This is a genomic window from uncultured Methanobrevibacter sp., assembly GCF_902801725.1.
GTDB lineage: Archaea > Methanobacteriota > Methanobacteria > Methanobacteriales > Methanobacteriaceae > Methanocatella.
Map to the genome: position 1 here is coordinate 1 of NZ_CADCJB010000012.1, position 20,243 is coordinate 20,243.

At 33.5% G+C, this 20,243-nt stretch carries 17 protein-coding genes and 1 pseudogene; 3 read left to right on the top strand and 15 right to left on the bottom strand.

Translation table 11 applies throughout. The features are described 5' to 3' along the window. Positions 1–670 (bottom strand): annotated as a pseudogene (locus tag QZV68_RS03585) (hypothetical protein); the annotation flags it as partial. A 175-nt stretch (positions 671–845) separates the two neighbouring features. Here QZV68_RS03585 and QZV68_RS03590 point away from each other — a divergent pair. Then, on the top strand, positions 846–2,240 hold the full coding sequence (locus tag QZV68_RS03590) for a DHA2 family efflux MFS transporter permease subunit (protein ID WP_296878669.1): 1,395 nt from the start codon (positions 846–848) through the stop codon (positions 2,238–2,240). Positions 2,241–2,569: 329 nt separating this feature from the next. Here QZV68_RS03590 and QZV68_RS03595 read toward each other — a convergent pair whose 3' ends face one another. Next, positions 2,570–4,027 carry a hypothetical protein gene (locus tag QZV68_RS03595; protein ID WP_296878671.1) on the bottom strand — a complete coding sequence of 486 codons (1,458 nt, stop codon included), beginning with the start codon at positions 4,025–4,027 and terminating at the stop codon, positions 2,570–2,572. 129 nt (positions 4,028–4,156) lie between these two features. On the opposite strand from QZV68_RS03595, the gene QZV68_RS03600 reads away from it, so the two are divergent. After that, a complete protein-coding gene (locus QZV68_RS03600) occupies positions 4,157–5,992 on the top strand; it encodes a YhgE/Pip domain-containing protein (protein WP_296878673.1) in 1,836 nt (611 codons plus the stop codon). A gap of 244 nt (positions 5,993–6,236) precedes the next feature. On the opposite strand, the gene QZV68_RS03605 is transcribed toward QZV68_RS03600, so the two are convergent. The 5 genes from QZV68_RS03605 to QZV68_RS03625 all read right to left on the bottom strand — a co-directional run bounded on the left by QZV68_RS03605 (position 6,237) and on the right by QZV68_RS03625 (position 9,527). Continuing rightward, entirely contained in the window at positions 6,237–7,316 is a 1,080-nt protein-coding gene (locus QZV68_RS03605) for a heparan-alpha-glucosaminide N-acetyltransferase domain-containing protein (protein WP_296878674.1), read from the bottom strand. A gap of 103 nt (positions 7,317–7,419) precedes the next feature. Then, positions 7,420–7,806, bottom strand: coding sequence for a hypothetical protein (locus QZV68_RS03610; RefSeq protein WP_296878676.1), 387 nt, complete (start codon positions 7,804–7,806; stop codon positions 7,420–7,422). Between the two features lie 44 nt (positions 7,807–7,850). After that, the gene (locus QZV68_RS03615; RefSeq protein WP_296878678.1) at positions 7,851–8,531 is read right to left on the bottom strand and encodes a DNA alkylation repair protein; all 681 of its coding nucleotides are present in this window, start codon (positions 8,529–8,531) and stop codon (positions 7,851–7,853) included. Continuing rightward, entirely contained in the window at positions 8,524–8,943 is a 420-nt protein-coding gene (locus QZV68_RS03620) for an RNA-binding protein (protein ID WP_296878680.1), read from the bottom strand. The genes QZV68_RS03615 and QZV68_RS03620 overlap by 8 nt, the downstream gene beginning before the upstream one ends. A gap of 26 nt (positions 8,944–8,969) precedes the next feature. After that, the gene (locus QZV68_RS03625) at positions 8,970–9,527 is read right to left on the bottom strand and encodes a 50S ribosomal protein L15e (protein ID WP_296878682.1); all 558 of its coding nucleotides are present in this window, start codon (positions 9,525–9,527) and stop codon (positions 8,970–8,972) included. Positions 9,528–9,763: 236 nt separating this feature from the next. Between QZV68_RS03625 and QZV68_RS03630 the strand changes: the two genes are divergently transcribed. Beyond that, a complete protein-coding gene (locus tag QZV68_RS03630; protein ID WP_296878683.1) occupies positions 9,764–10,174 on the top strand; it encodes a DUF3795 domain-containing protein in 411 nt (136 codons plus the stop codon). Positions 10,175–10,265: 91 nt separating this feature from the next. Here QZV68_RS03630 and QZV68_RS03635 read toward each other — a convergent pair whose 3' ends face one another. From QZV68_RS03635 to QZV68_RS03670, 8 genes are all read right to left on the bottom strand, one after another. After that, positions 10,266–10,565 (bottom strand): DUF2149 domain-containing protein, encoded by a 300-nt coding sequence (locus QZV68_RS03635; protein WP_296878685.1) that lies wholly within the window; start codon positions 10,563–10,565, stop codon positions 10,266–10,268. 4 nt (positions 10,566–10,569) lie between these two features. Further along, complete coding sequence (locus QZV68_RS03640; protein WP_296878687.1) at positions 10,570–11,211, bottom strand: MotA/TolQ/ExbB proton channel family protein; 642 nt, start codon at positions 11,209–11,211, stop codon at positions 10,570–10,572. Beyond that, the gene (locus QZV68_RS03645) at positions 11,208–11,399 is read right to left on the bottom strand and encodes a hypothetical protein (RefSeq protein ID WP_296878688.1); all 192 of its coding nucleotides are present in this window, start codon (positions 11,397–11,399) and stop codon (positions 11,208–11,210) included. The genes QZV68_RS03640 and QZV68_RS03645 overlap by 4 nt, the downstream gene beginning before the upstream one ends. Before the next feature lie 672 nt (positions 11,400–12,071). Continuing rightward, the gene (locus QZV68_RS03650; RefSeq protein WP_296878792.1) at positions 12,072–12,644 is read right to left on the bottom strand and encodes an FmdE family protein; all 573 of its coding nucleotides are present in this window, start codon (positions 12,642–12,644) and stop codon (positions 12,072–12,074) included. Between the two features lie 7 nt (positions 12,645–12,651). After that, the gene (locus QZV68_RS03655) at positions 12,652–13,455 is read right to left on the bottom strand and encodes an ABC transporter ATP-binding protein (RefSeq protein WP_296878690.1); all 804 of its coding nucleotides are present in this window, start codon (positions 13,453–13,455) and stop codon (positions 12,652–12,654) included. Beyond that, positions 13,446–14,459 (bottom strand): iron ABC transporter permease, encoded by a 1,014-nt coding sequence (locus tag QZV68_RS03660; RefSeq protein WP_296878692.1) that lies wholly within the window; start codon positions 14,457–14,459, stop codon positions 13,446–13,448. Before QZV68_RS03660 ends, QZV68_RS03655 begins: the two co-directional genes overlap by 10 nt. A gap of 10 nt (positions 14,460–14,469) precedes the next feature. Then, the gene (locus tag QZV68_RS03665) at positions 14,470–15,576 is read right to left on the bottom strand and encodes an ABC transporter substrate-binding protein (RefSeq protein WP_296878694.1); all 1,107 of its coding nucleotides are present in this window, start codon (positions 15,574–15,576) and stop codon (positions 14,470–14,472) included. A gap of 435 nt (positions 15,577–16,011) precedes the next feature. After that, positions 16,012–20,124, bottom strand: a complete 4,113-nt coding sequence (locus QZV68_RS03670; RefSeq protein WP_296878696.1) for a right-handed parallel beta-helix repeat-containing protein — start codon at positions 20,122–20,124, stop codon at positions 16,012–16,014. Positions 20,125–20,243: the final 119 nt, after the last annotated feature.

The following is a 20,243-nucleotide window of genomic DNA, read 5'->3' on the forward strand; positions in this document are numbered from 1 at the left end:
CTTCATTACCTTCAAAATAACCATTAATTATACTGTTATCAACTGTATTGTTAAAGAATATTGCTCCACCCCGACTTGCACTATTGTTTATGAATTTAGAGTCAATTTTGCAATCAGAAACAGAGTCATTAACATGAATTGCACCACCTAAACCGGAAGCGCTATTATTAACAAAACTACAATTATCAACTATTGCTAAAGAGGCAAAAGAAGCTGCAGGACCATTAATTCCCTTTGCATTTATTATATTGATATTTTTAAGAGTAATGTTTGATCCTGTGAAAGTAAATATCTTCACTTGGCCTGAACCGTCTATGGTATGGCCTTGCCCATCAACAACATAATTATCCTTAGAAATTGTAAATCCATTAATATCTATATCTTTTGACGGATCAAATTTATAATTTTTATCCAACGTTAATTCTTTATCAGACTGGGAAATTAACTCATTTAAATCCGTAAAATTACCCAAATCTGTACTTACATCCGTTAAGGTTTCTTCCATAACGTTAACCTGTGCAGTAACATCTGTTTGATTGTCAGCGACTGCACTTGCACAAGGCAGACTGATTAAAACAAATAGAGTTACTGCAACAATAATCAGTTTTGATTTAATAAAAATTCCTCCATTTAATATAATATTTATATTAATACTGAAATTTCTATTCAAGATTATATAAAAAAATATTGGTTTTCTATTCATAAATTGTAAAATAATTAAAATTTGATTTAATGTAATTTTGACAAAAAAATATTCCTTCCGTTTAAAGCCTCATTCAAAAAATTTCCAAAATTATAAATAATATCTTCCTAAAAAAATAATTATAAATACATTTGGTGAAAAAATGAATATACAATTAAACAAGAAGATGCAACTTTTGATTTTGTTTACTTTAGCTTCAAGCCTGGTATGCATAGCCCAATCCATCATTACAACAGGTGTCGTTTATTTGATGAGTGACTTTTCCGTCTCATCAACACAAGCCCAGTGGTCATATTCTGCATTTCTACTTGTTGTAGGCGTCATGATTCCATTAAGTGCTTTTATATCACGCAGATTCAGTGCAAGATCAATATTTTTCTTTTCATTAATTGTATTCCTTATAGGATCAGTAATATGTTATTTTTCAACTTCCCTTATTGTTCTGATTTTTGGCAGAATTCTTCAGGCAATTGGTAACGGTATTATCATGCCATATATGCAGATTTTGCTTTTGAGAAGCATACCTGAAGAAAAATGGCAGACATATATGGGATTATATGGTTTGGTAATTGCAATAGCTCCCGTTCTCGGTTCTTTTTTAGGAGGATTTGTAATAACTTTATATGGCTGGAGAGAATTGTTCACATTTTTCACAATAGCCACATTAATTCTTTTGGTTTTAGGCATAATATTTGTAAAAGACAATACTCCAACCGAAGATTATCCCCTTGACTATTTGTCCGTTGTATTGTCAGTAATTGGATGTGCTGGAGTAATGTTTGGTTTTACAAATGTTGCAGATTATGGATTTACACATTATATGGTAATATTGCCAATAATAATTGGAATTATAGCTTTAATATTATTTTTAAAACGTCAATCAAAATTAGAACATCCTTTGATAAACTTATCCATACTTAAAAACAAGTATTTCCTAGTGGGGACAATATTTATCTGTATCCTCTATGCATGTTTGAATGGATGCACTGCACTCCTTCCAATATTCATTCAGGGCGTAGCTTACAATTCAGCAATCTTTTCCGCTTCAGTGCTCCTCCCTGGAGGATTATTGATAATTGTCTTTAATATCATAGGTCCATTACTTACAAATAGAATAGGAATCAAAAAGGTCCTGATTTTAGGGTGTTTAATTTCCATAATCGGATTTGGAGCTATGATGTTCTATACTCAAGATTCCTCATTTGAATTTATGGCAATAACTCAATCAATCCGTTATATAGGTACAGGTTTGGCTCTCATGCCGGCCACAACATGGACACTGACCATGGTATCAGACAAGGTTGAGGACGGAACTGCAGTCAACAATACATTAAGACAGATTTTTGCTGCAATCGGCTCATCAATGGTAGTTGTTATAGCGGCTATCCTAGCAGGAGGTGCTATAAATCACAATTCCGCTTCAGTCGTAGCATTCAATCAGACTTCATTGATTATGCTTGCCCTACATGTTTTCATGCTTATTTTGACAATCATATTTATTGATGACAAGGACAAAATTGAAACCTCTGAAATATAACGCATTCATCAATAACAATTTTTTAAAAATGAAACTGTATCAGCAATGATTTTACAATAAGAAATGACCAATAATATCAACAGGCCCATCCATTATTTTAATTAAATGCAGAGAGGTTTACATTAACCTCAATGTTTTTGAAAACCGAACTATTTTGAACTTGAGCATACATGAAACGATTTAAAAAAAATAGTTTTGAATAAAAGTGAGAGTCATATCCCTTTGAATTGAAGTATTAAAAAAAAAATAGAAATGTGGATGAATTGAACGCAATAGTTCAAAACATCACTTAGCAAAAATATTTCAGTTTTTCCGTTTTTGCCATGGAATTATTTTCTTACCTTAACGATTTTTTTAGCGGTTAATTTACCATAACTTGCCTGGTATCTGACATTTTTACCAACGGTAAGCTTATTAAGCAGTCCTTTAGTAACAGTTGCTTTTGCAATACCCTGGCTATTGGTTTTTCCTCTGAGTGTTTTGCCGTTGAATTTGAATGTAATGATCTTACCTTTAAATAAGGTTTTTCCCTTGAAAAGCCTTGCAGACAAAACAACTTTTTTAGCGGATTTTTTAACAGTAACAGTTTTTAAAGTTACTTTCAAATAATTGAACACACATTTGGAAGCTGTTCCGCCATAAATATCTCTACCTGCAACAGAGACTTTGTTAGCTGCAAAAGTACATCTAACAGCTTTTGCGCAATGAATCCTATCTGAATCGGATGCTCTGAATCCATATATTGCTCCACCTTTACTTGCAACATTTTTTGAAAATGATGATTTCTGAATGGAATTACTGTAAAATTTAATTTCAGAAACCCAATTACCCTTATCGTCATAATGTCCTGTGGATCCATGGCATTTGAAGTAAATTGCACCTCCGTACATCGAAGCCCTGTTACCTGTGAATTTGGAATTTTGTACATATAAATTCATATTGCCAAATACTGCTCCGCCTTTTTCACCTGCTACATTAGATATGAATGTGGATGATGCAACATTAATATGGGAGAATGCATATATTCCTCCACCACCACGACCTTTAGCCACATTGTTTCTGAAAGTAGAGTGAGTTACTCTGTCCTTTAGGAATTTAATGTTTGCAGTCGCAGTTAAAGTAATGATGAACTCCAACTTTTCATCAATAGTTCTGTTTACATAAATGTTATGGTAGAATAAAAAGGAGTTTTCAAAGGATAATGAAAATACTGCTCCTCCATCCCCTCCTGCAACATTTTTATTGAAATTAGAGTTTCTGCAATTCAAATATCCTACAGAATTAATTGCACCTCCACAGTCATGAGCGCGATTATTTGTGAAAGTACACTTATTGACTGTTAAATTTGCAAAATTAAGTATTGCTCCACCATCATAAGGGGTGTACCCATTTACAAAGTGGATATTATTCAATGTGACCCTATAGTTTCCCATGAAACCATATAAAATAATGAACATTCTGGATTTTGACTTACCATCCAACTTGTGTCCATTACCATTAATAGTCAAATCCTTATCGATAATAATTCCGTTTGACTTTAAATTCTCATCATAAGAATAGTCCCTATCCAAAGTAATTGTTGAGCCTGATGAGGCATTATTAATCTTGGATTGAAGAGATGAGAAAGTTCCATCATCTGTGCTAGAAAGTACATCCTGCGAAGTTTCATTGGCTTCAAGCACCTGAATTTCATCAGCACCGGCCAAAGTATCATTTACATCACTTGCACTAACACAAACAATACTAAATAAAAATACAATTAAAACCAGTAACATTTTTATCTTCATATGTTGACACCTGTTCATTTACTATATATTCATATCTATTTAATATTATAAAAAATTTACACAAATTTTATAATTAAGTGACAACATAAATTAAAATGATTTATTCATAATTATTAATTGAGGTATAAAATGGCTGGAGATATAAGAAATATTATAGAAATTATGAAAAATGATTTCAAATCAGCATTTTCCAATCCGGTTGTCACTATCGTTTTAATTGGAATAATTGTCTTGCCGTCTCTCTATGCTCTTTTGAATATTGAGGCATGTTGGGATCCTTATGGAAATACGGGAGACGTTCAATTTGCAATAGCAAACCTTGATAATGGTTCTTCATTCCAAAATGAAACGATTAATATTGGAAATGAGCTGGTTAAAGAGTTAAAAGATAATGATAAATTTGATTGGACTTTTGTTACGGAAAAAGAACTGCGAGATGGAGTTTACAATGGAAAATATTATGCAGGAATTGTAATACCCCGGAATCTGACTGAAAATGTTCTCTCCATTACTACTGATGACCCCCAACAGGCAAAATTGGAATATGTCGTCAATATTAAATCAAATCCAGTGGCCACCAAACTAACTGATTCAGGTGCCAATGCAGTTTACAATACATTAAATTCAAAAATAATTCAGATTATCAATCTTGCAGCTTATGGCAAACTTGGAGAATTGCAGGAAGGTCTCGCTTCAGGAGCCAGTCAATTGGCTGGCGGTGGAGCCTTACTCCAAGCCGGTGCAGATCAAGTGGCAGACGGTGCATCCCAAGTATCTTCTGGTACCGGCCAAGTTGAAAGCGGTGCAAGCCAAGTTCAAAGCGGTGCATCACAGGTAACTTCCAATGTGGGTAAAATTGAAGAAGGTGCAAGCCAAGTAGAACAGGGTTCTTCAGCTGTAAAATCAGGTGCAAGCCAAGTAGAAAAAGGTTCTGAAGAACTTGAATCTGCAGTAGACCCATCTCTTGTTCCGGAAGGTCCTATAAAAGAGTATGTTAAAGGTAGCGGCGAACTTGCAAAGGGCAGTAGCCAAGTTGCAGGAGGTGCAAGCCAATTGGCTGACGGATCAGTATCATTGGCAAAAGGTTCATCAAAATTAGCAACAGGTTCGGGTAAAGTCGCAGACGGTGCAAGCCAAGTAGCCGGTGGTTCAGTTGAATTGGCTGAAGGTTCACTGGCTCTTGCAGCAGGAGCAGAATTACTTTCAACTTCAGCTGCACAAGCATTGTTTACTGCAGCAGGCTCTCTCGCTTCATCTGCAAGCACCCTTGGACAAATTACTGGTATCAATGAAACAATTCTTGGAGATTATTTCTTTGCTCCAGTATCACTTGACAGAAATGAAATATTCCCAGTTCCAGATTACGGATCAAACGTGTCCCCATTCTATATCGTATTGTCCATGTGGGTTGGTGGTATAATTACCTGCGCAATGTTAAAACCGGGCGTCGCCAAAGGAACCAAATATACTCCCCGTGAAATGTATTTCGGCAAATTGGGCATATTTTTAACATTGAGTATTTTACAGGCGTGTATAACCCTTGGCGGAGCTATACTTATAGGAATTTATATTTCTAATGTTCCACTGTTTATATTGTCGGGCATTCTGGTATCATCAGTATTTATGATATTGATTTATTCTCTAGTATCTGCATTGGGAGAGGTTGGAAAAGCAATAGCCGTTGTGCTTTTAGTATTCCAGATATCAGGTACTGGGGGTATTTATCCAGTACAAATTATGGGTGAAGTTTTCCAAGCACTAAACCCATATCTGCCGATGACTTATGCAATTACGCTAATGCGTGAAGCACAATTGGGTCTTGTATGGTCAAATTACCAGCCTGCACTAATTATTCTTCTAGGCATAGGTATCATTACTGTTATCGTCTTGTTGATTTTAAAAACCAAAGCTGATTCAGCAGCACATTACTTCGAATCACGTTTAGAAGATAGCGGACTCTTTTAGAAGTTGTTTTTCAACTTCTTTTATTTTTTTTTAGATATAGTGAATTTCAATGAATTCCATATTTTAAGATTCATTTTAAAAAAAAAAGATTGGTTAGGAAGTGAAACTCCTAACGTTTGATTTTAACAATTATTTAATGTGAATCACTTTAAATTAATCATCAGATTTTGATTCAAATACTCATCATAGCTGAGATGCATAGGATATACCTGATGAACATTTTGATTTTTGAATAACCCTCAAATCAGGTTCTTAATTTCTTATATCCCAGTGCAGCTGCAGTGGATATAATCAGCATTACTATTGAGATTATTGCAGATATCAAATCATTCAATACCAATCCTCTAGCGAGGTAAGTGATAAGGAGTACTGTAACCGGTATAAAGAACCATTGAGCAATATATATGTTGTTGATGTTGCTGCTCAACATCGAAAATATCTTAACAACTGCATCCGGCAGGAATTTAGCCAGCCAATAGCATAATCCTATTACAGCATGAGCATTGATTATACAGAACACTGCATCCAGGGTATTCATGAAGTAATAAAGGTGAACATCCTTTGAAAAGACCCCTCCCCATAACTTTGAAGATACAAAGAAGTAGATTAAAGAAACAATCATTAAAATTGGCCAAAACTTAAAGAATTCACTTTTATCCTTGGCTCTAATGAAGTATTGTCCCCAAACATATCCTGCAATTGGAAAAATGAACCAGTTGAATAATGGAAAAGCTGTAAATTTAGTTCCGAATAAGTGGCCTGTAATTAAATTTACAACAGGAATGCCGAAATCTGTGAATCTTAAAAGAGTACCCAGAAGAGACAGCGCAACCGCAACAATAATCATTTTTTTATTGGAAAGTTCGAATTTCTTTAAGATACCCATTAAAACAAATGCCATACCTGCAAATGCCAGGATATCAACCACAAAGAGCACCAATCCACCATATATATTAAAAGGAGTGGCATCAAGGCCAAGACTTCCGGCAAGGAAAAATGGCACAAAGTACTCGAATACATTTACCAGAACACCAGTAAGGTATAATTTCACCCCTCTTTTTATCATGGTGTCCCATTGGCTGTGCCTTGAATATACTACGCCAACACCCATACAAAACATGAAAACAACTGCTGCATAAGGCCTTCCCAGCACATTACCAAATATGAAACTATAAGTGGAGCTTAAACCCGCATTATAACCCTGAACTACCATAATAGTATGCAGAAAAATCATGAATATGATGGCCAATGCCTTGGCAATGTCAAGTTCGACCTGCCTTCCGGTGTTAACTTTTTCATCTGAAAATATTTTTGATATGTTCATAATATAAATTTAGATAGACAACAATGATAAGTTTTATCAAAAATGAAAAAAATTCATCCATAACATTCATGAATTTCATAATATTACATATTTTACTAAATTATTAATGAACTACAGTAACATTGCCTTCATATGTGCATCCCTGATATTTGCCATTTCCTGCAAATGTAAAGTTACCATAATAATTATCCTTACCTGCATCAGATAAATATTGTGCCTTTTCAATGGTAAACTGTCCCTTTTCATCAGTCACAACATCAACAATAGTTCCCATTTTATGACCTGGCTTGTGGAATGTTATTGTCTGATTTGCAACACCAAAACCATATGCGTCCGTTAGCATACCTGAAAAAGAGCCGTTTTCATGGACTTCAGTTTCATTTATGATTATGAATGTAGGGACGTCATTATTGAATTGGTAGAGAAACACTCCCATACATATCACAAAAGCAACCAATATAATTATCAAGTAATAACTTTTTCTCTCCATTACATCACCTTTATGATTATATATTGGATTAAATTAAAATAAAGTTAACTTTTTTGAAATTTGCTTTGAACCTTTTCGCTTTCAAGTTCACGAATTGCACCTCTTGCAACCCACTTGCTTGCTTTGTTGTCAATTTCAAGAATTTCATAGGAAAGTTCAATTGCTTTCCTGTTGTTTTCACGGTTTGATTTGCCGATTTGTCTTAAAGCCCAATTTACAGATTTTTTCACGAAATTCCTGCTGTCCTTTGAGCCTTCCCTAATTATTTCAAAATACTTATCAAAATCAGAATCCTTGTTGTGAACTGCCAATACCGCAATTAAACTGAATGCAGTCCTTTTGACAAATTCCTTGTCAGATTCTGCCCAAAGGAAAATATTGTCAATAGCTTCAGGGATGAACCTCAAAAGATTGATGCAAGCCTGATCGACCAAATCCCATGAATAGAATGCATTTACCCATTCATCCAATTGGAGCAAATCAACTTTGTCCGGCTCTTCAACAAGAGTTGCCAAGAGATATGTTTCATGATATCCATGATTCCAGAGTTTCAATGCCAAATCATGGTTTTTGCCGCAGCTTTTTGCTACTTTTCTAATTTGGGGCAATCTGAGCCCATAGCTTTTGACATATTGAATACCAAATTTTTTCATGTTTTTGGCAAAATCAATATCTGACAACTCTTCAAATTCATGAATGATTTGATTGAATTCCATTTTAATCATTTAAAATAGCTTCACGAACCTTATCAACTGCAATCTGTTTTTTTGCAGGAAAAGCGGCAATCTTTACCTTAAGATGGATTGAATCGCCTGAATCCTTTATTGTCCAAATTTCATCAAGAGCATCAGATTTGTCAAATCTTAAAAACCAGTTTCCTTTTTCATCAATCTTACGCTCTAAATCAGCGTTTAATTTTTCTAAATCTGTCCACTCAAGGAGTGTGTTAAAAAAAGTCTTTGTGTATCTTTTTTTAGATACTCTACCAGATAAAATAATTATTTTATCTTCAAGCAATCCTTCAGCCTCTTCAGCTTCAATTTCGGCTTCAGGAAGAATATTTAAAATAGCTTCGGAAATTTCATCAACGCTTTCATTTTCATAAACGAAAGCCCTGAACTTGATATTATGAATCATTTTTATCAAAAAAGAATGAAGAAAAATTAGATTTTTCTTCTTCTAGCTTGTTCAGATCCTTTTCCTTTGGATTTGATTCCACGTCCTTTGTTACCAGCACTGGTTAAGCCTCTTAAAGCTCTATTAGTGTGTTTTTTGGAGCAAATCCAATTGATTTTCTTATCGTTAACGATAGAAGGACTTAGCGGATCTACTAAAATAACTTCAAAATATTTATATTTTCCGTCAGCCCATACCCAGTAGGAGTTTAATACTTCTAAGTTAGGGTATTTTTTAGCTACACGTTCTTCAGCAATTCTTTGAATAGATTTTGCTTGGGTAATTTTGTTTACACCCATTCTTTTAGGTTTACGACCGTTGAAGTGACGGGTTTTCCTTCTTCCACCACGTCTTACTCTAGTTCTTACTAAAACAAAACCTTTTTTAGCTCTGTAACCTAAACTTCTAGCTCTGTCGAGTCTGGTAGGTCTTTCGATTCTTTGAACTGCTTTTTGCCTTCTCCATTTAGGAGCTCTTTCCCACATGAGTTCACGTACGTAAGACTCATCAGGGTTTTTCCATGCGTCTCTAATATATTTATACATAAATAACACCTTTTTGTTCAGCCACTAGGGCCACATCCATATGGGAACTTATCCCAAAAAAAGTATTTTAGCACTGCCATAAAAATAACAGTAATCAAATATTTGTTTTAACTATTTATAAAGGTATCGTAAAAATTAGATTTTAACAAAAATTTCAACGAAAATTAAATATTTACAAGAGCATCATCTTTGCAGCAACTCAAAATATTAATACAAAATGAAATAAATCATATATTATGAAAATGCCTGATGTAATAGATTCAAAATTGCTTGCGCCCTGCGGAATAAACTGCATAAGCTGTGAAAAATATCAAAATCCATGTGCAGGATGCCTTATAAGTGATGATGGGAAAAACAAAGCCAGTTTAAAGTGTAAAATCAAAAACTGCTTTGACAGTAAGAATTTTAGCTACTGCGGACGATGCAGTGAGTTTCCATGTCCGTTAATGAAAAAGCACTCTAAAAAATATGTAAAACGCCACGATTTGAATACACTGGATAGTGCAAAACGCATAAAAACAACAGGAATAGGCAAGATGATGGCACAGGATAGGGAAAGATGGTTATGTCCCGAATGCGGAGGGATTGTGAAATTCCAAACCAAATCCTGCAGCGAGTGCGGATTTGAAATTGACCAAACAAAATAGAAAACTGATTAGTCAAAAGGCGTTGCAACCACCAGATAACACATAAAAAAAAAGATAGTTTAAGAGAAAAAAAACTTCTTAAAATTAAACTTCAACCCGATACCATTACCAATTCACCAGTGGTCGGATCCTGGTAAACCTTTCCGACTTCACTATAGCCACTATCCTCAAGACCGCCTGCATTAGTGTAGTTTTGACTGAATGTATCTGCTGTTGAAACATCCTGTGTTGATTGTGTTTTTGTAATCATGTCCGGATTTGCCGATAGAGCCATAATTGCAAAAATCAAAAAACCCAAAGCCAAAACAAGCATTGCATCTGAAAGGTTATTCAATCCACCCATTGGGTCATCATCAACAGATTCTGAAATCCTTCTTCTTTTTCTAAGCATCAAATCACCATTTGTTAATAGTTTCCAACTCCGCTTCCGCAACAGTTTCAACATCTATTAATTCTGATTCATACCATTGCTTCTTGTATTTTGAAATTAAAAAAGCAATAGCCCCAACTGTCAAACCTGTAACAGTAGTATCGAAAGCAATTGTTAAAGATTCTGCAAGTGTAGCAATATCTCCTGTTCCAAGTGCTGCAAGACCTGGGCCTAATGGAATCAAAGTACCTAAAAGACCTAAAATTGGACCAACACGAACTAAAATATCAGTTTTATTGGTTTTTTTAATTAATCTGGTTTCATTAGCAGATATTAATTCACTGGCTAATGCTTTTCTTGCATCAGAACCAATATCATAATTATCCGCTATTCTAGTCAAAATTTCTTTTTGATAATCAAACAAATCGCTGTTTTTTATTTCTTCCTTCATCTGACCTACATCAGTTGAAAATGAAACTCTTCTAATCAGGTCCTCCAAATCTTTTGACTTGATTGGCTTTCTAGATATATATTCATTAATCAAACCGCCAAAAGCCAAGATAACTATCACTACTGAGATGACAAGCAAAATAACGACCGGAGTTAGAAGACTTTCCGAAAGAATATGAATGAAAGAAGTCAATGTTCCAGTTCCTTGAATTATCATGAATTTCCTCCCTTACTATCATTTAGAAGCATACCAGCAATTAAAGTGACAACAACTGCAATAATAACATAAATCAACTGATAAGTCGGAGTTAAAATCAAAAATGAGCTAAACATTGTATAGTCAAGATTAACTGTTGAATTATATGTAACTGCAAAAATGAATACCAATATTGAAAACAGACACATATATTCCCCAATTATTACAGAGTATTGTCTTTTTGCATGATGCAATAATTTAGTTAGTTGATAAACAACAAATAAAATAATAAAACTCAATAAAGAATATATGAGAATATTGAAAAAATCTAAACTCGCCTGTGAGGCAAATAATATGACAGACAATAAAAAGGTAATCAAAATCACAGATAACGGCATTCTTAACTCATTAGTCTTAACATAATATAGCATCGAAAGAAATATCAAAATTGCAATTATAATGAATAGATAACTAAAATTATCCAACAAAAATGCAAATTGAGTATTCAGATAACCTGAAACATGCATTATCAAAAATGAAATGATAGAAAATACAAAAGAACATATTATTAATTTGATATTATTTAGCTCATAGTTTCCAAGCATCAAAGCGATGTTGGCTGTAAATAATACCAATAATATTAACAAATACCCCCCAATCAAGTCCATTTTTTTCAAAACCTATATTCATTTATCTAATTAAATATTAATCAACATGAATATATAAACATATCGTAATGAATAATTAAAAAATTAATTAAAGGGCTAGAAGTAATTCAAATAAATAAAACTACAATTAAAAATATCCAATATCAAAATAAAGAAAAAATTTTGAGTAAAAATAAAAAACATCAAAAAATAATGAGAAATAAAAATTCAACATTATTCTTCAATTATTTCGTAGTATGATCCATCTGCACAAGACCTGCAAACAGGTTTTCCGCCAATAAGTTTATGGCGACCGTCAGATACTTTTTCACCACAAACTGAACAGAATGCAGTAGTATAAGGCTTACCCGGCATGTCTCCTAAACCCAATTCAATTTTAACCTTGTCAACCTTGAACAGATCTTCGGGAGGAGTTCTTCTAAAACGGGCAATCATTTCCTCTTTAGTTTCTTCATCCTTGAATTTTTTGTTTGCATCTGCATCGGTTATTCTTAAAGCTTCTCCAGTATCCTGGTTGTAGAAAGTTGCAGCAAATTTGCCGTAATACATTTGCTTTAATGTTCTTTTGCCCATGGAACATCCAGTAACTGACTGGACTGCATCAGACATGCACCTGTCGATTTCAAGAAATACAATTAAATTTTTGTGTCTTTCATTTAATGGCATTCCCAATAGTTCCAGTCCGTACATTGCCAATTTTGTTCCAATAGCAATTCCTCCACAGACATGTCCATGAAATTCTGCTGCTTTTGCCAACTGTTCATCATATTCTTTTTCATTCACAATATCACCATCATAAGTCTAATTTTAAGTTTGTTTTCATCGGTACACATACTTTTCTTTTATCATCCAATTCCATTAACCTAACATCAATGGAATATGCTTTTTTTAAGTTTTCTTCTGTTACAACATCATCAGGAGTTCCAAAATCAATAAATTTTCCATTTTTCATTATAGCCACTTTTGTTGAGCTTAGGAACGCATGATCTGGAAAGTGAGAGGACATTATAATAGACAATCCATTTTTTGCGAGATTTTCAATAATTTCCAGAAGTTTAATTTGATTTCCAAAGTCCAAATGAGACGTCGGCTCATCCAATATTAGGATATCCGGCTTCTGACACAGTACCCTTGCCAAAAATACCAATTGACGTTCCCCACCACTCAAATTCGTATATTCCTTATCTTTCAAATTCTCTATCCCAAGAGTTTTTAAAGCATCTGAAGCTATTTTGACGTCCTCATCTTTAGGAGAATCTGTTAAGTTAAGATATGGTGCTCTGCCCATTAGAACAACATCAAACACTTTAAATGGAAATGAAGGAACATGAGATTGTGGAATATATCCTATATGTTTTGAAATTTCCTTAAACGACAATCTTTTAATGTTTTTACCATCGATTAATATTTCACCGGAACCTATATCATGCAATCCATTGAGACATTTAATCAGAGTAGTTTTTCCAGTCCCGTTTGGCCCCAGAATACATAAGACATCCCCTCTCTTAATGGAAAAGGAAATATCTGAAAATATTTCTTCATCATCATATGAAAATGAAATGTTTCTTGCTTCAAATAATTTCTCATCTACGACCATTCTGAATACCCCCGTTTAAGCAAGTATAAGAATATCGGAACGCCTATTATGGCAGTTAGAATACCAATCGGAATTTCAATTGATATGACCGCCCTTGAAATATTATCAATCAACAGTAAAAAACTTCCGCCCAAACTTAGAGACGCCGGAAGAAGCACCCTATTGTCTGGACCTACAATCATACGAGCCATATGAGGTATAATCAAACCCACCCAACCAACAATTCCACTAATTGAAACTGCCGCAGAAGTTAAAAGTGTACATCCCGCAATTATTAACAATCTTATTCTTGAAGGATTTAAACCTAAGGATTGGGCCTCTTCATCACCCATAGCAAGCAAATTCATTTGCCATCTTAAAACCAGCAATATCGCAAGACCTATGATGACAGGTATTGCAATCATAAACAGCTTATCAGCATTGATAGAAGCTAATGATCCCATTAGCCAATATACAATTTCAGGCAACTTATCGTCAGGATCTGCGATAAACTTAATGGCAGAAATTAACGAATTGAAAAATGCAGATATTGCAACTCCAGACAATACCAGGACAAGAATTCCTCCCGCCTTATAAGTTCTTGATATCAAATAGGTAGTTGCAACGGATATCAAACCAAAAACAAATGCAAATAGCTGAGTCACTATATTGGCTCCGCTGATTAATATGGCTAAAGCAGCTCCGAATCCTGCACCATTAGATACTCCAAGCAAATCGGAGGATACCAAAGGGTTTTTAAATATTGACTGGAAAGCGGCTCCTGAAATTGCAAGACATGCCCCAACAACAATAGCTCCAATAATTCTTGGAAGCCTGATTTCAAATACAATTGTCGTAATTGTTGGGTTGATTTCCAACTGAGGAAATATAGGAGACAATATTGTTTTAATTACATCAACAGGACTGATTGGATATCTTCCAAGTAAAAATGAAGCAAAAAATAGAACTATTGGAAAAAAGATTAAAAGTACAATACTTATAATCTCTTTTGTTTCCTTATCCATGAAAATTACCCTACAAATTTGATTGTTTGAGTCCTGAATCTAATAACATTTGTTTTGCATCATCATCACTCAAATCATAATGATAAAAGTTAGAATAGAACTCTTTAGTCGCATCGACCATTTTGATATCCTTATAGTCATCAGGATAAATTGCTTTTGCAGTCCATGGAACACCAATAATCATGTTTGCTCCAACAGGCCTATCAAACCATTTGAATGGAGATTGCGGAGATACATAAACTTCCTTATTTTTAACTGCATTAATTTTACCCCAATTTGAATCATTATAAACATGTGCATAAAATTCCGGATCGTTAGTGATAATCTTATCAGGATTCCAGCTGATTACCTGTTCCATTGAAACCTGAACTCCTCCAGTTGTGTTTCCTTGAGAAACAGAGTCCGCAACATTTTTTCCACCAACCAAATCAATCAATTGTCCGTGAGTAGAATTTGAAGGGCTTGTTTGAAGTCCATCATCACCCTGAGCATAGTAAACTGTCTTTTTATTACTGTCAGATAATTTGGATGCTCTGTCATGGACAATATCCAAATATTTATTGTTGAAATCATTTAGTTGCTTTGCCTTTTCCTGCTCGCCAACAATCTCACCCATGAATGTTATGGATTCACCGACTTTCTCGACATTTGTTGTATCATTAACTGCAATGACCGGAATGCTTCCGAACTTTTCCTGACGTTCCTTAACTGTGGATAAATCACCATCTCCACCCTCATCAATAGATTCAATAACAATATCCGGTTCGGATGCAATGAATTCTTCATAGCTTCCGTCTTGAGAGCCATACCAACCCCCAACAACAGGATAATTTTTATACTGATTCGGAACGTACTTCATTTCAGCATCTGTCCACTGAAAGTTAACGGCCTTTACTTTGTCAGGTGCAATCATATACAATACTGTAGTCATTGGAGGGCTTGTTGCTACAACATTACTTACAGATGCAGGAATTTCAACATTTCTACCTGCCATATCCGTGATATTTTTGGACCCCTTGCTCTCAACTGTTGAAGGAGTTAAAAATAAATGTGTAGCCACACCAGCTATGACCAAAACAACCAACAATAAAATAATTACTTTAATTTTCTTTTCCATTATTAAACCCCCATCGATAAGAATATATTTTCACTAAGTTATTTAATAAGTTTTCTAAAATTTACAAAATTATTAAAAAAATAGATTAATAACAATTAAAAACAAAATTATAATTTTAAAATTAATTTAATCTAATGTAATTAACAAATTTTAACCTATCCAATAAAAATAAAAGATATTTTCGTTATTATTTTAATTTATAAAGACCTTCAACACTATTCGAAAGTGACATTGATAACACCGAAAATAGGGGCAATTTCAACATGCAATATATTAAAAATCTCGCCAATATTTTTAATATTAAATAGATAAAATAGTGAAATAATCAAATAAAAAATTCATTTAAAAGAAGTTGTTTTAAAAAACAGCATTTGAAAATATTGAAATCTATATGAAAAAATAAAAAAAGAAGGAATATGCAAAAAACATATCCGATTAAATAGGAATTTCACTTTTTGGAACATCATAAGTGTATTCTGATTTAAATACCCTTGATGTGGAATGGATTAATGAACCAATGGAAATTTCAATAGTATTATTCTGCACATCATAATTCTGTGACGGGAACTTGAATGTTCCAATGCCACCAATTACATCAAATATGATTTCCGCTTGCTTATCTGTTCCTCTGTTTAATGTGACATACATGTCGAACTCTGGAAGATTTGAAGCTATTTGATTGTTTTTATGAAATATGACCTCATAGCTTCCAGATGAATATGTGAGATTGAATCCAATGCCCGTAGTATTGATTCTAGGACACATTGTTCCATACCCAACAACACCTGTATCATTATCCCAAGTTACTAAATTATTTGTACCATACCAATTTGGATCCAGATTCAATCTGTTGGTAGTAGTATATATTCCTTCAGGATTTGCACTCAATTCACCCAAAATCATCATACTAGGACCTCTTGCATTCCTATAAATTGCATTATCAGTCACCAAAGGTTTAACAGCATTTAAAGCCAAATCATATCCTGCATTAAATCTAATTCCTTCCAAAACCTGATCAGTTATTGTATTTTGAGTTATGACTATGCCGGTTGAGCCATTTGCATCAATTGAAATTCCCAAATGGTTATTTGAAATATGATTTTTATTTATAGTGACATTTACTGCAGAGTTATTTAACAATATTCCATAGCCGCTTGGACCTTCAGGCACAGTCATGATATACAGTCCGATATTGTCAGATATCTCATTATTCACAATTTGGGTATTTTCAACTCCAAATCCATATTTGATACCGTAATTATTTTCTCTCAAATAATTTGTGTCCATCCTTAGCTTGGAAGAATGCTCCACAAATATTGCACTTTCAAATTGAGAGATAGTGTTTTGAGACAAATCAACATTGCGTGAATCTGAAATATGGATTCCGTAACCCGGCAGCATCAAAGTTCCATCGAGATAACTTTTAATTTTGGATTCATCAAGGTTATTGACAAATGAATTGTTCACAACTGATATGTCTGAAGACTTATCAATTACAATTCCATCATTGGAGTTTCCTTTAATGACAAAATTGGCAACAGTTACATTATTCGCTGATATTGAAAATACAGGACTTCCCTTCTTAGCAATCACAATAGATTTATCATTGGAGAAGATATTCAACGGCTTATTGACATTCAATGAAATGCCATTGTAAGTATCTCCCAAAAAGACAATGTCCGCACCATTTTCAGCATTGTCAAATATATATTGAATTTCAGAGTTTGATAAAGAATCATCCACATAAAAAATATTTGTATTATTGGTAACAGTAATCTTATTAGTTTTTGAAATCGCCTTGTATTTGCTATTTCCAGCATATTTTGCAACAATATTGTATTTGCCTTTACCCAAATCGGAAACAGTAATTTTAGCTATGCCGTTAGCATCTGTTGATTTGGAATAGTTTTTTCCATTGACAGTGAATTTGACTGTTTGCCTTGCAAGTGCAATACCTGATTTATCTTTTAAAGTAATTTGATATTCCTTAATGGAATCTTTAGCGTAAGTTCTATCATTTCCAGTTATTTGAGTGGCTATCCTTGATACAACAATCTTACCTGTTGCCTTAGAAGACTTATATATGGAGTTGCCCTTATAATTCACAACAACAGAATAAGACCTTTCATTGGAAAACTTGACAGACACCGCTGCAATACCTTTAGCGTTTGTTGTTCTGGCATAATTTTTCCCATTGACTTTAATTGTGACTTTTTGTTTTGATAAGGCCTTTCCAGCATTTGTCTTTAAAACAATAGAATATTTTTTTGATTGTTTTGGAAGTGTTGAAACAGTAGGTGCAGTGATTTTTGTGGTAATTTTGGCCACTTTAATCATACCTGAGGAAGAAGCTTTTTTATATATTTTGCTTCCCTTATATCTTGCAATTACCTTATAATTTTTTAAAGAATTGAATTTTACTTTAACACTAGCCTGACCTTTAGCATTTGTTGTTCTGACATAATTTTTTCCATTAATTTTAACTGTCACTTTTTGTTTGGCTATTCCTTTTCCATTTCCATCTTTTAAAGTGACCACATAATATTTTAAAGCCTTTGGAGCAATGGTTATTGTAGGTGCTGTTAATTTTGCAGTTTTTGAAGAGTATTTAACAATTATCTTATTTGTTTTGGAAACTTTATTATAACTGTCAGTCCCTGCAAAATTAGTTTTAATCTGATAGGTTTTTTGAGCACTGAATTTCAATAAAACCTTTGCCTGACCTTTGCTGTTAGTGTTTTTATTGTAAGTTTTTCCATTTACAGTGAATGTGACCTTTTGGTTAGCCAATGGATTGCCTGAAATATCCCTTAATGTGATAACATAATTTTCAGCCAATTTTGGAATCATGTATACATTTGAAGAAATAATTTTTGCATCTATTGAAGAGCCTGGAATATCTCCATCATCAACATTGAATGTTCGGGATACCTTATTATCAATATCGGTGCCCGGTGTTGGGAATACTGCAGTTATTACATTTCCTGTTTCGTTAAACAAAGATGGTGCAAATGTAACAGTAGCAGTTCCATTTTTCATCATTACTGTCTGATAAACATCCCCTTCTTTAGGATTTGCACTTTTATCAGCCTTGTTAAGATAGAATGTAACCGGTACGGAACTTAAATCATTTGCAACAGTCCCATTTGCATTTACAATAGAAACGGAATAAACTCCTTTTTTGACCTGTGTAATTTCACTTATGTCCAATAGCAAATCTGCAGGTTTCGACCATATTTTGCCAGGACTGCGATAGATATTAGGGCAGTTCATGAATTCGTTAATCTCAAAGACATGGGCAATGAACATAACGCCCTGGTGACCGTAGTAATCCCCTTTCATTTCTCCAACATAAACATATCTGTCATTGGCCGCATCATAATCATATTCACCATATCCTGGCAGATAGTCATAAACTTGTGTCCAAATAGGCCTGTCAATGTCTGAAGTGCCGCTAGAACCATAATTAATCATGTAATTGTTATCAACTATCTGTTTTTCATGTCCATTATCTGGAAGGTTTGTTGTATGAAAATCATTGAAAACTTCCCAAAAATGATTTTGATTGAAGAAATTTCCTTTAATTTCTATTTTAATAACATCATAGTCAATATACACTCCATTATATGTATTAAAAGCTATATAATTGCTTAAAATATAAACATGATCAGTGGAAGTTATTTTAATTCCATTGAAATTATCAGTGATATTATTATAGATGACAGTTAGATTCTTGGAGTTGCCTGAAAAGGATACTCCTGAAATTTCATTATTCGAAATAATATTGTCGTTTACTTTAATTTGTGATGAATCGATAATGTTAATTCCATTTTTTATATTTTTAATATTGGATTTTCCTATTTGTATATTTTCAGAGTTTATGATTCTAATTCCATTACTTGCATTGAATAATGTGAGATTTGCCAAATTTGTATTTTTTGCATTTTCCAACCTGATTGAATCAGAAAAACCATATGTTGATACTTTACAATTCCTAATTGTAACATCAGATGCCCCTTTGACAAATATCCCATAATCGTTTTCACCGTCTACCTGGTTATTTTTATCGAAGGCAATTTCAAATCCTTCAATTACAGTACCGCTGGCTTCAGGGGATATATAGAAAATTCCATGATATCCTGATCCTTTGGTATTTCCAGGACATTCACTCATAGTTGTTCCTATAGTACTTTTGATTGTTAACTTCTTATTTATGACAAAATGACAATGAACATAGCTTTTACCATCAATAATAATTGTATCTCCAGCATTGGCACTATCAATTACCTTTTGAATACTTGGATCAGTCATTTCATTATGATTGTCCTCAATTTCTTCAACATGGATAGTTTTTGGCTCGGACAATACAGATTCATTATCATATGCCATTAACTGTGTATCTACTTCAATATTTTCATTTATTTTTTCAAGTTTTAAACTAGACACGTTACCGTCAATAGCGGCATCATCACTAGCTCCAACAGAACTTATGCACAATAATGCAATAAATAAAAATGAAAATATAACTAAACTTTTATTGAATTTCATATTTTACCCACAATTTCATTAATTTTATTGAAACTATAATCAATATATAATAATATAACTATCGATATATTTAAAGTATTTTACTTTTTAGCTTAAAAAAAGCCTAAATCAATCAAATT

Coding starts and splice junctions, on each gene's coding strand:
- QZV68_RS03595 (WP_296878671.1), bottom strand. CDS start 4,027: ATGAAGATAAAAATGTTACTGGTTTTAATTGTATTTTTATTTAGTATT.
- QZV68_RS03625 (WP_296878682.1), bottom strand. CDS start 9,527: ATGTATAAATATATTAGAGACGCATGGAAAAACCCTGATGAGTCTTAC.
- QZV68_RS03630 (WP_296878683.1), top strand. CDS start 9,764: ATGAAAATGCCTGATGTAATAGATTCAAAATTGCTTGCGCCCTGCGGA.
- QZV68_RS03670 (WP_296878696.1), bottom strand. CDS start 20,124: ATGAAATTCAATAAAAGTTTAGTTATATTTTCATTTTTATTTATTGCA.
- QZV68_RS03620 (WP_296878680.1), bottom strand. CDS start 8,943: ATGATTCATAATATCAAGTTCAGGGCTTTCGTTTATGAAAATGAAAGC.
- QZV68_RS03655 (WP_296878690.1), bottom strand. CDS start 13,455: ATGGTCGTAGATGAGAAATTATTTGAAGCAAGAAACATTTCATTTTCA.
- QZV68_RS03600 (WP_296878673.1), top strand. CDS start 4,157: ATGGCTGGAGATATAAGAAATATTATAGAAATTATGAAAAATGATTTC.
- QZV68_RS03645 (WP_296878688.1), bottom strand. CDS start 11,399: ATGTGTCTGTTTTCAATATTGGTATTCATTTTTGCAGTTACATATAAT.
- QZV68_RS03590 (WP_296878669.1), top strand. CDS start 846: ATGAATATACAATTAAACAAGAAGATGCAACTTTTGATTTTGTTTACT.
- QZV68_RS03615 (WP_296878678.1), bottom strand. CDS start 8,531: ATGATTAAAATGGAATTCAATCAAATCATTCATGAATTTGAAGAGTTG.
- QZV68_RS03605 (WP_296878674.1), bottom strand. CDS start 7,316: ATGAACATATCAAAAATATTTTCAGATGAAAAAGTTAACACCGGAAGG.
- QZV68_RS03665 (WP_296878694.1), bottom strand. CDS start 15,576: ATGGAAAAGAAAATTAAAGTAATTATTTTATTGTTGGTTGTTTTGGTC.
- QZV68_RS03610 (WP_296878676.1), bottom strand. CDS start 7,806: ATGGAGAGAAAAAGTTATTACTTGATAATTATATTGGTTGCTTTTGTG.
- QZV68_RS03660 (WP_296878692.1), bottom strand. CDS start 14,459: ATGGATAAGGAAACAAAAGAGATTATAAGTATTGTACTTTTAATCTTT.
- QZV68_RS03635 (WP_296878685.1), bottom strand. CDS start 10,565: ATGCTTAGAAAAAGAAGAAGGATTTCAGAATCTGTTGATGATGACCCA.
- QZV68_RS03640 (WP_296878687.1), bottom strand. CDS start 11,211: ATGATAATTCAAGGAACTGGAACATTGACTTCTTTCATTCATATTCTT.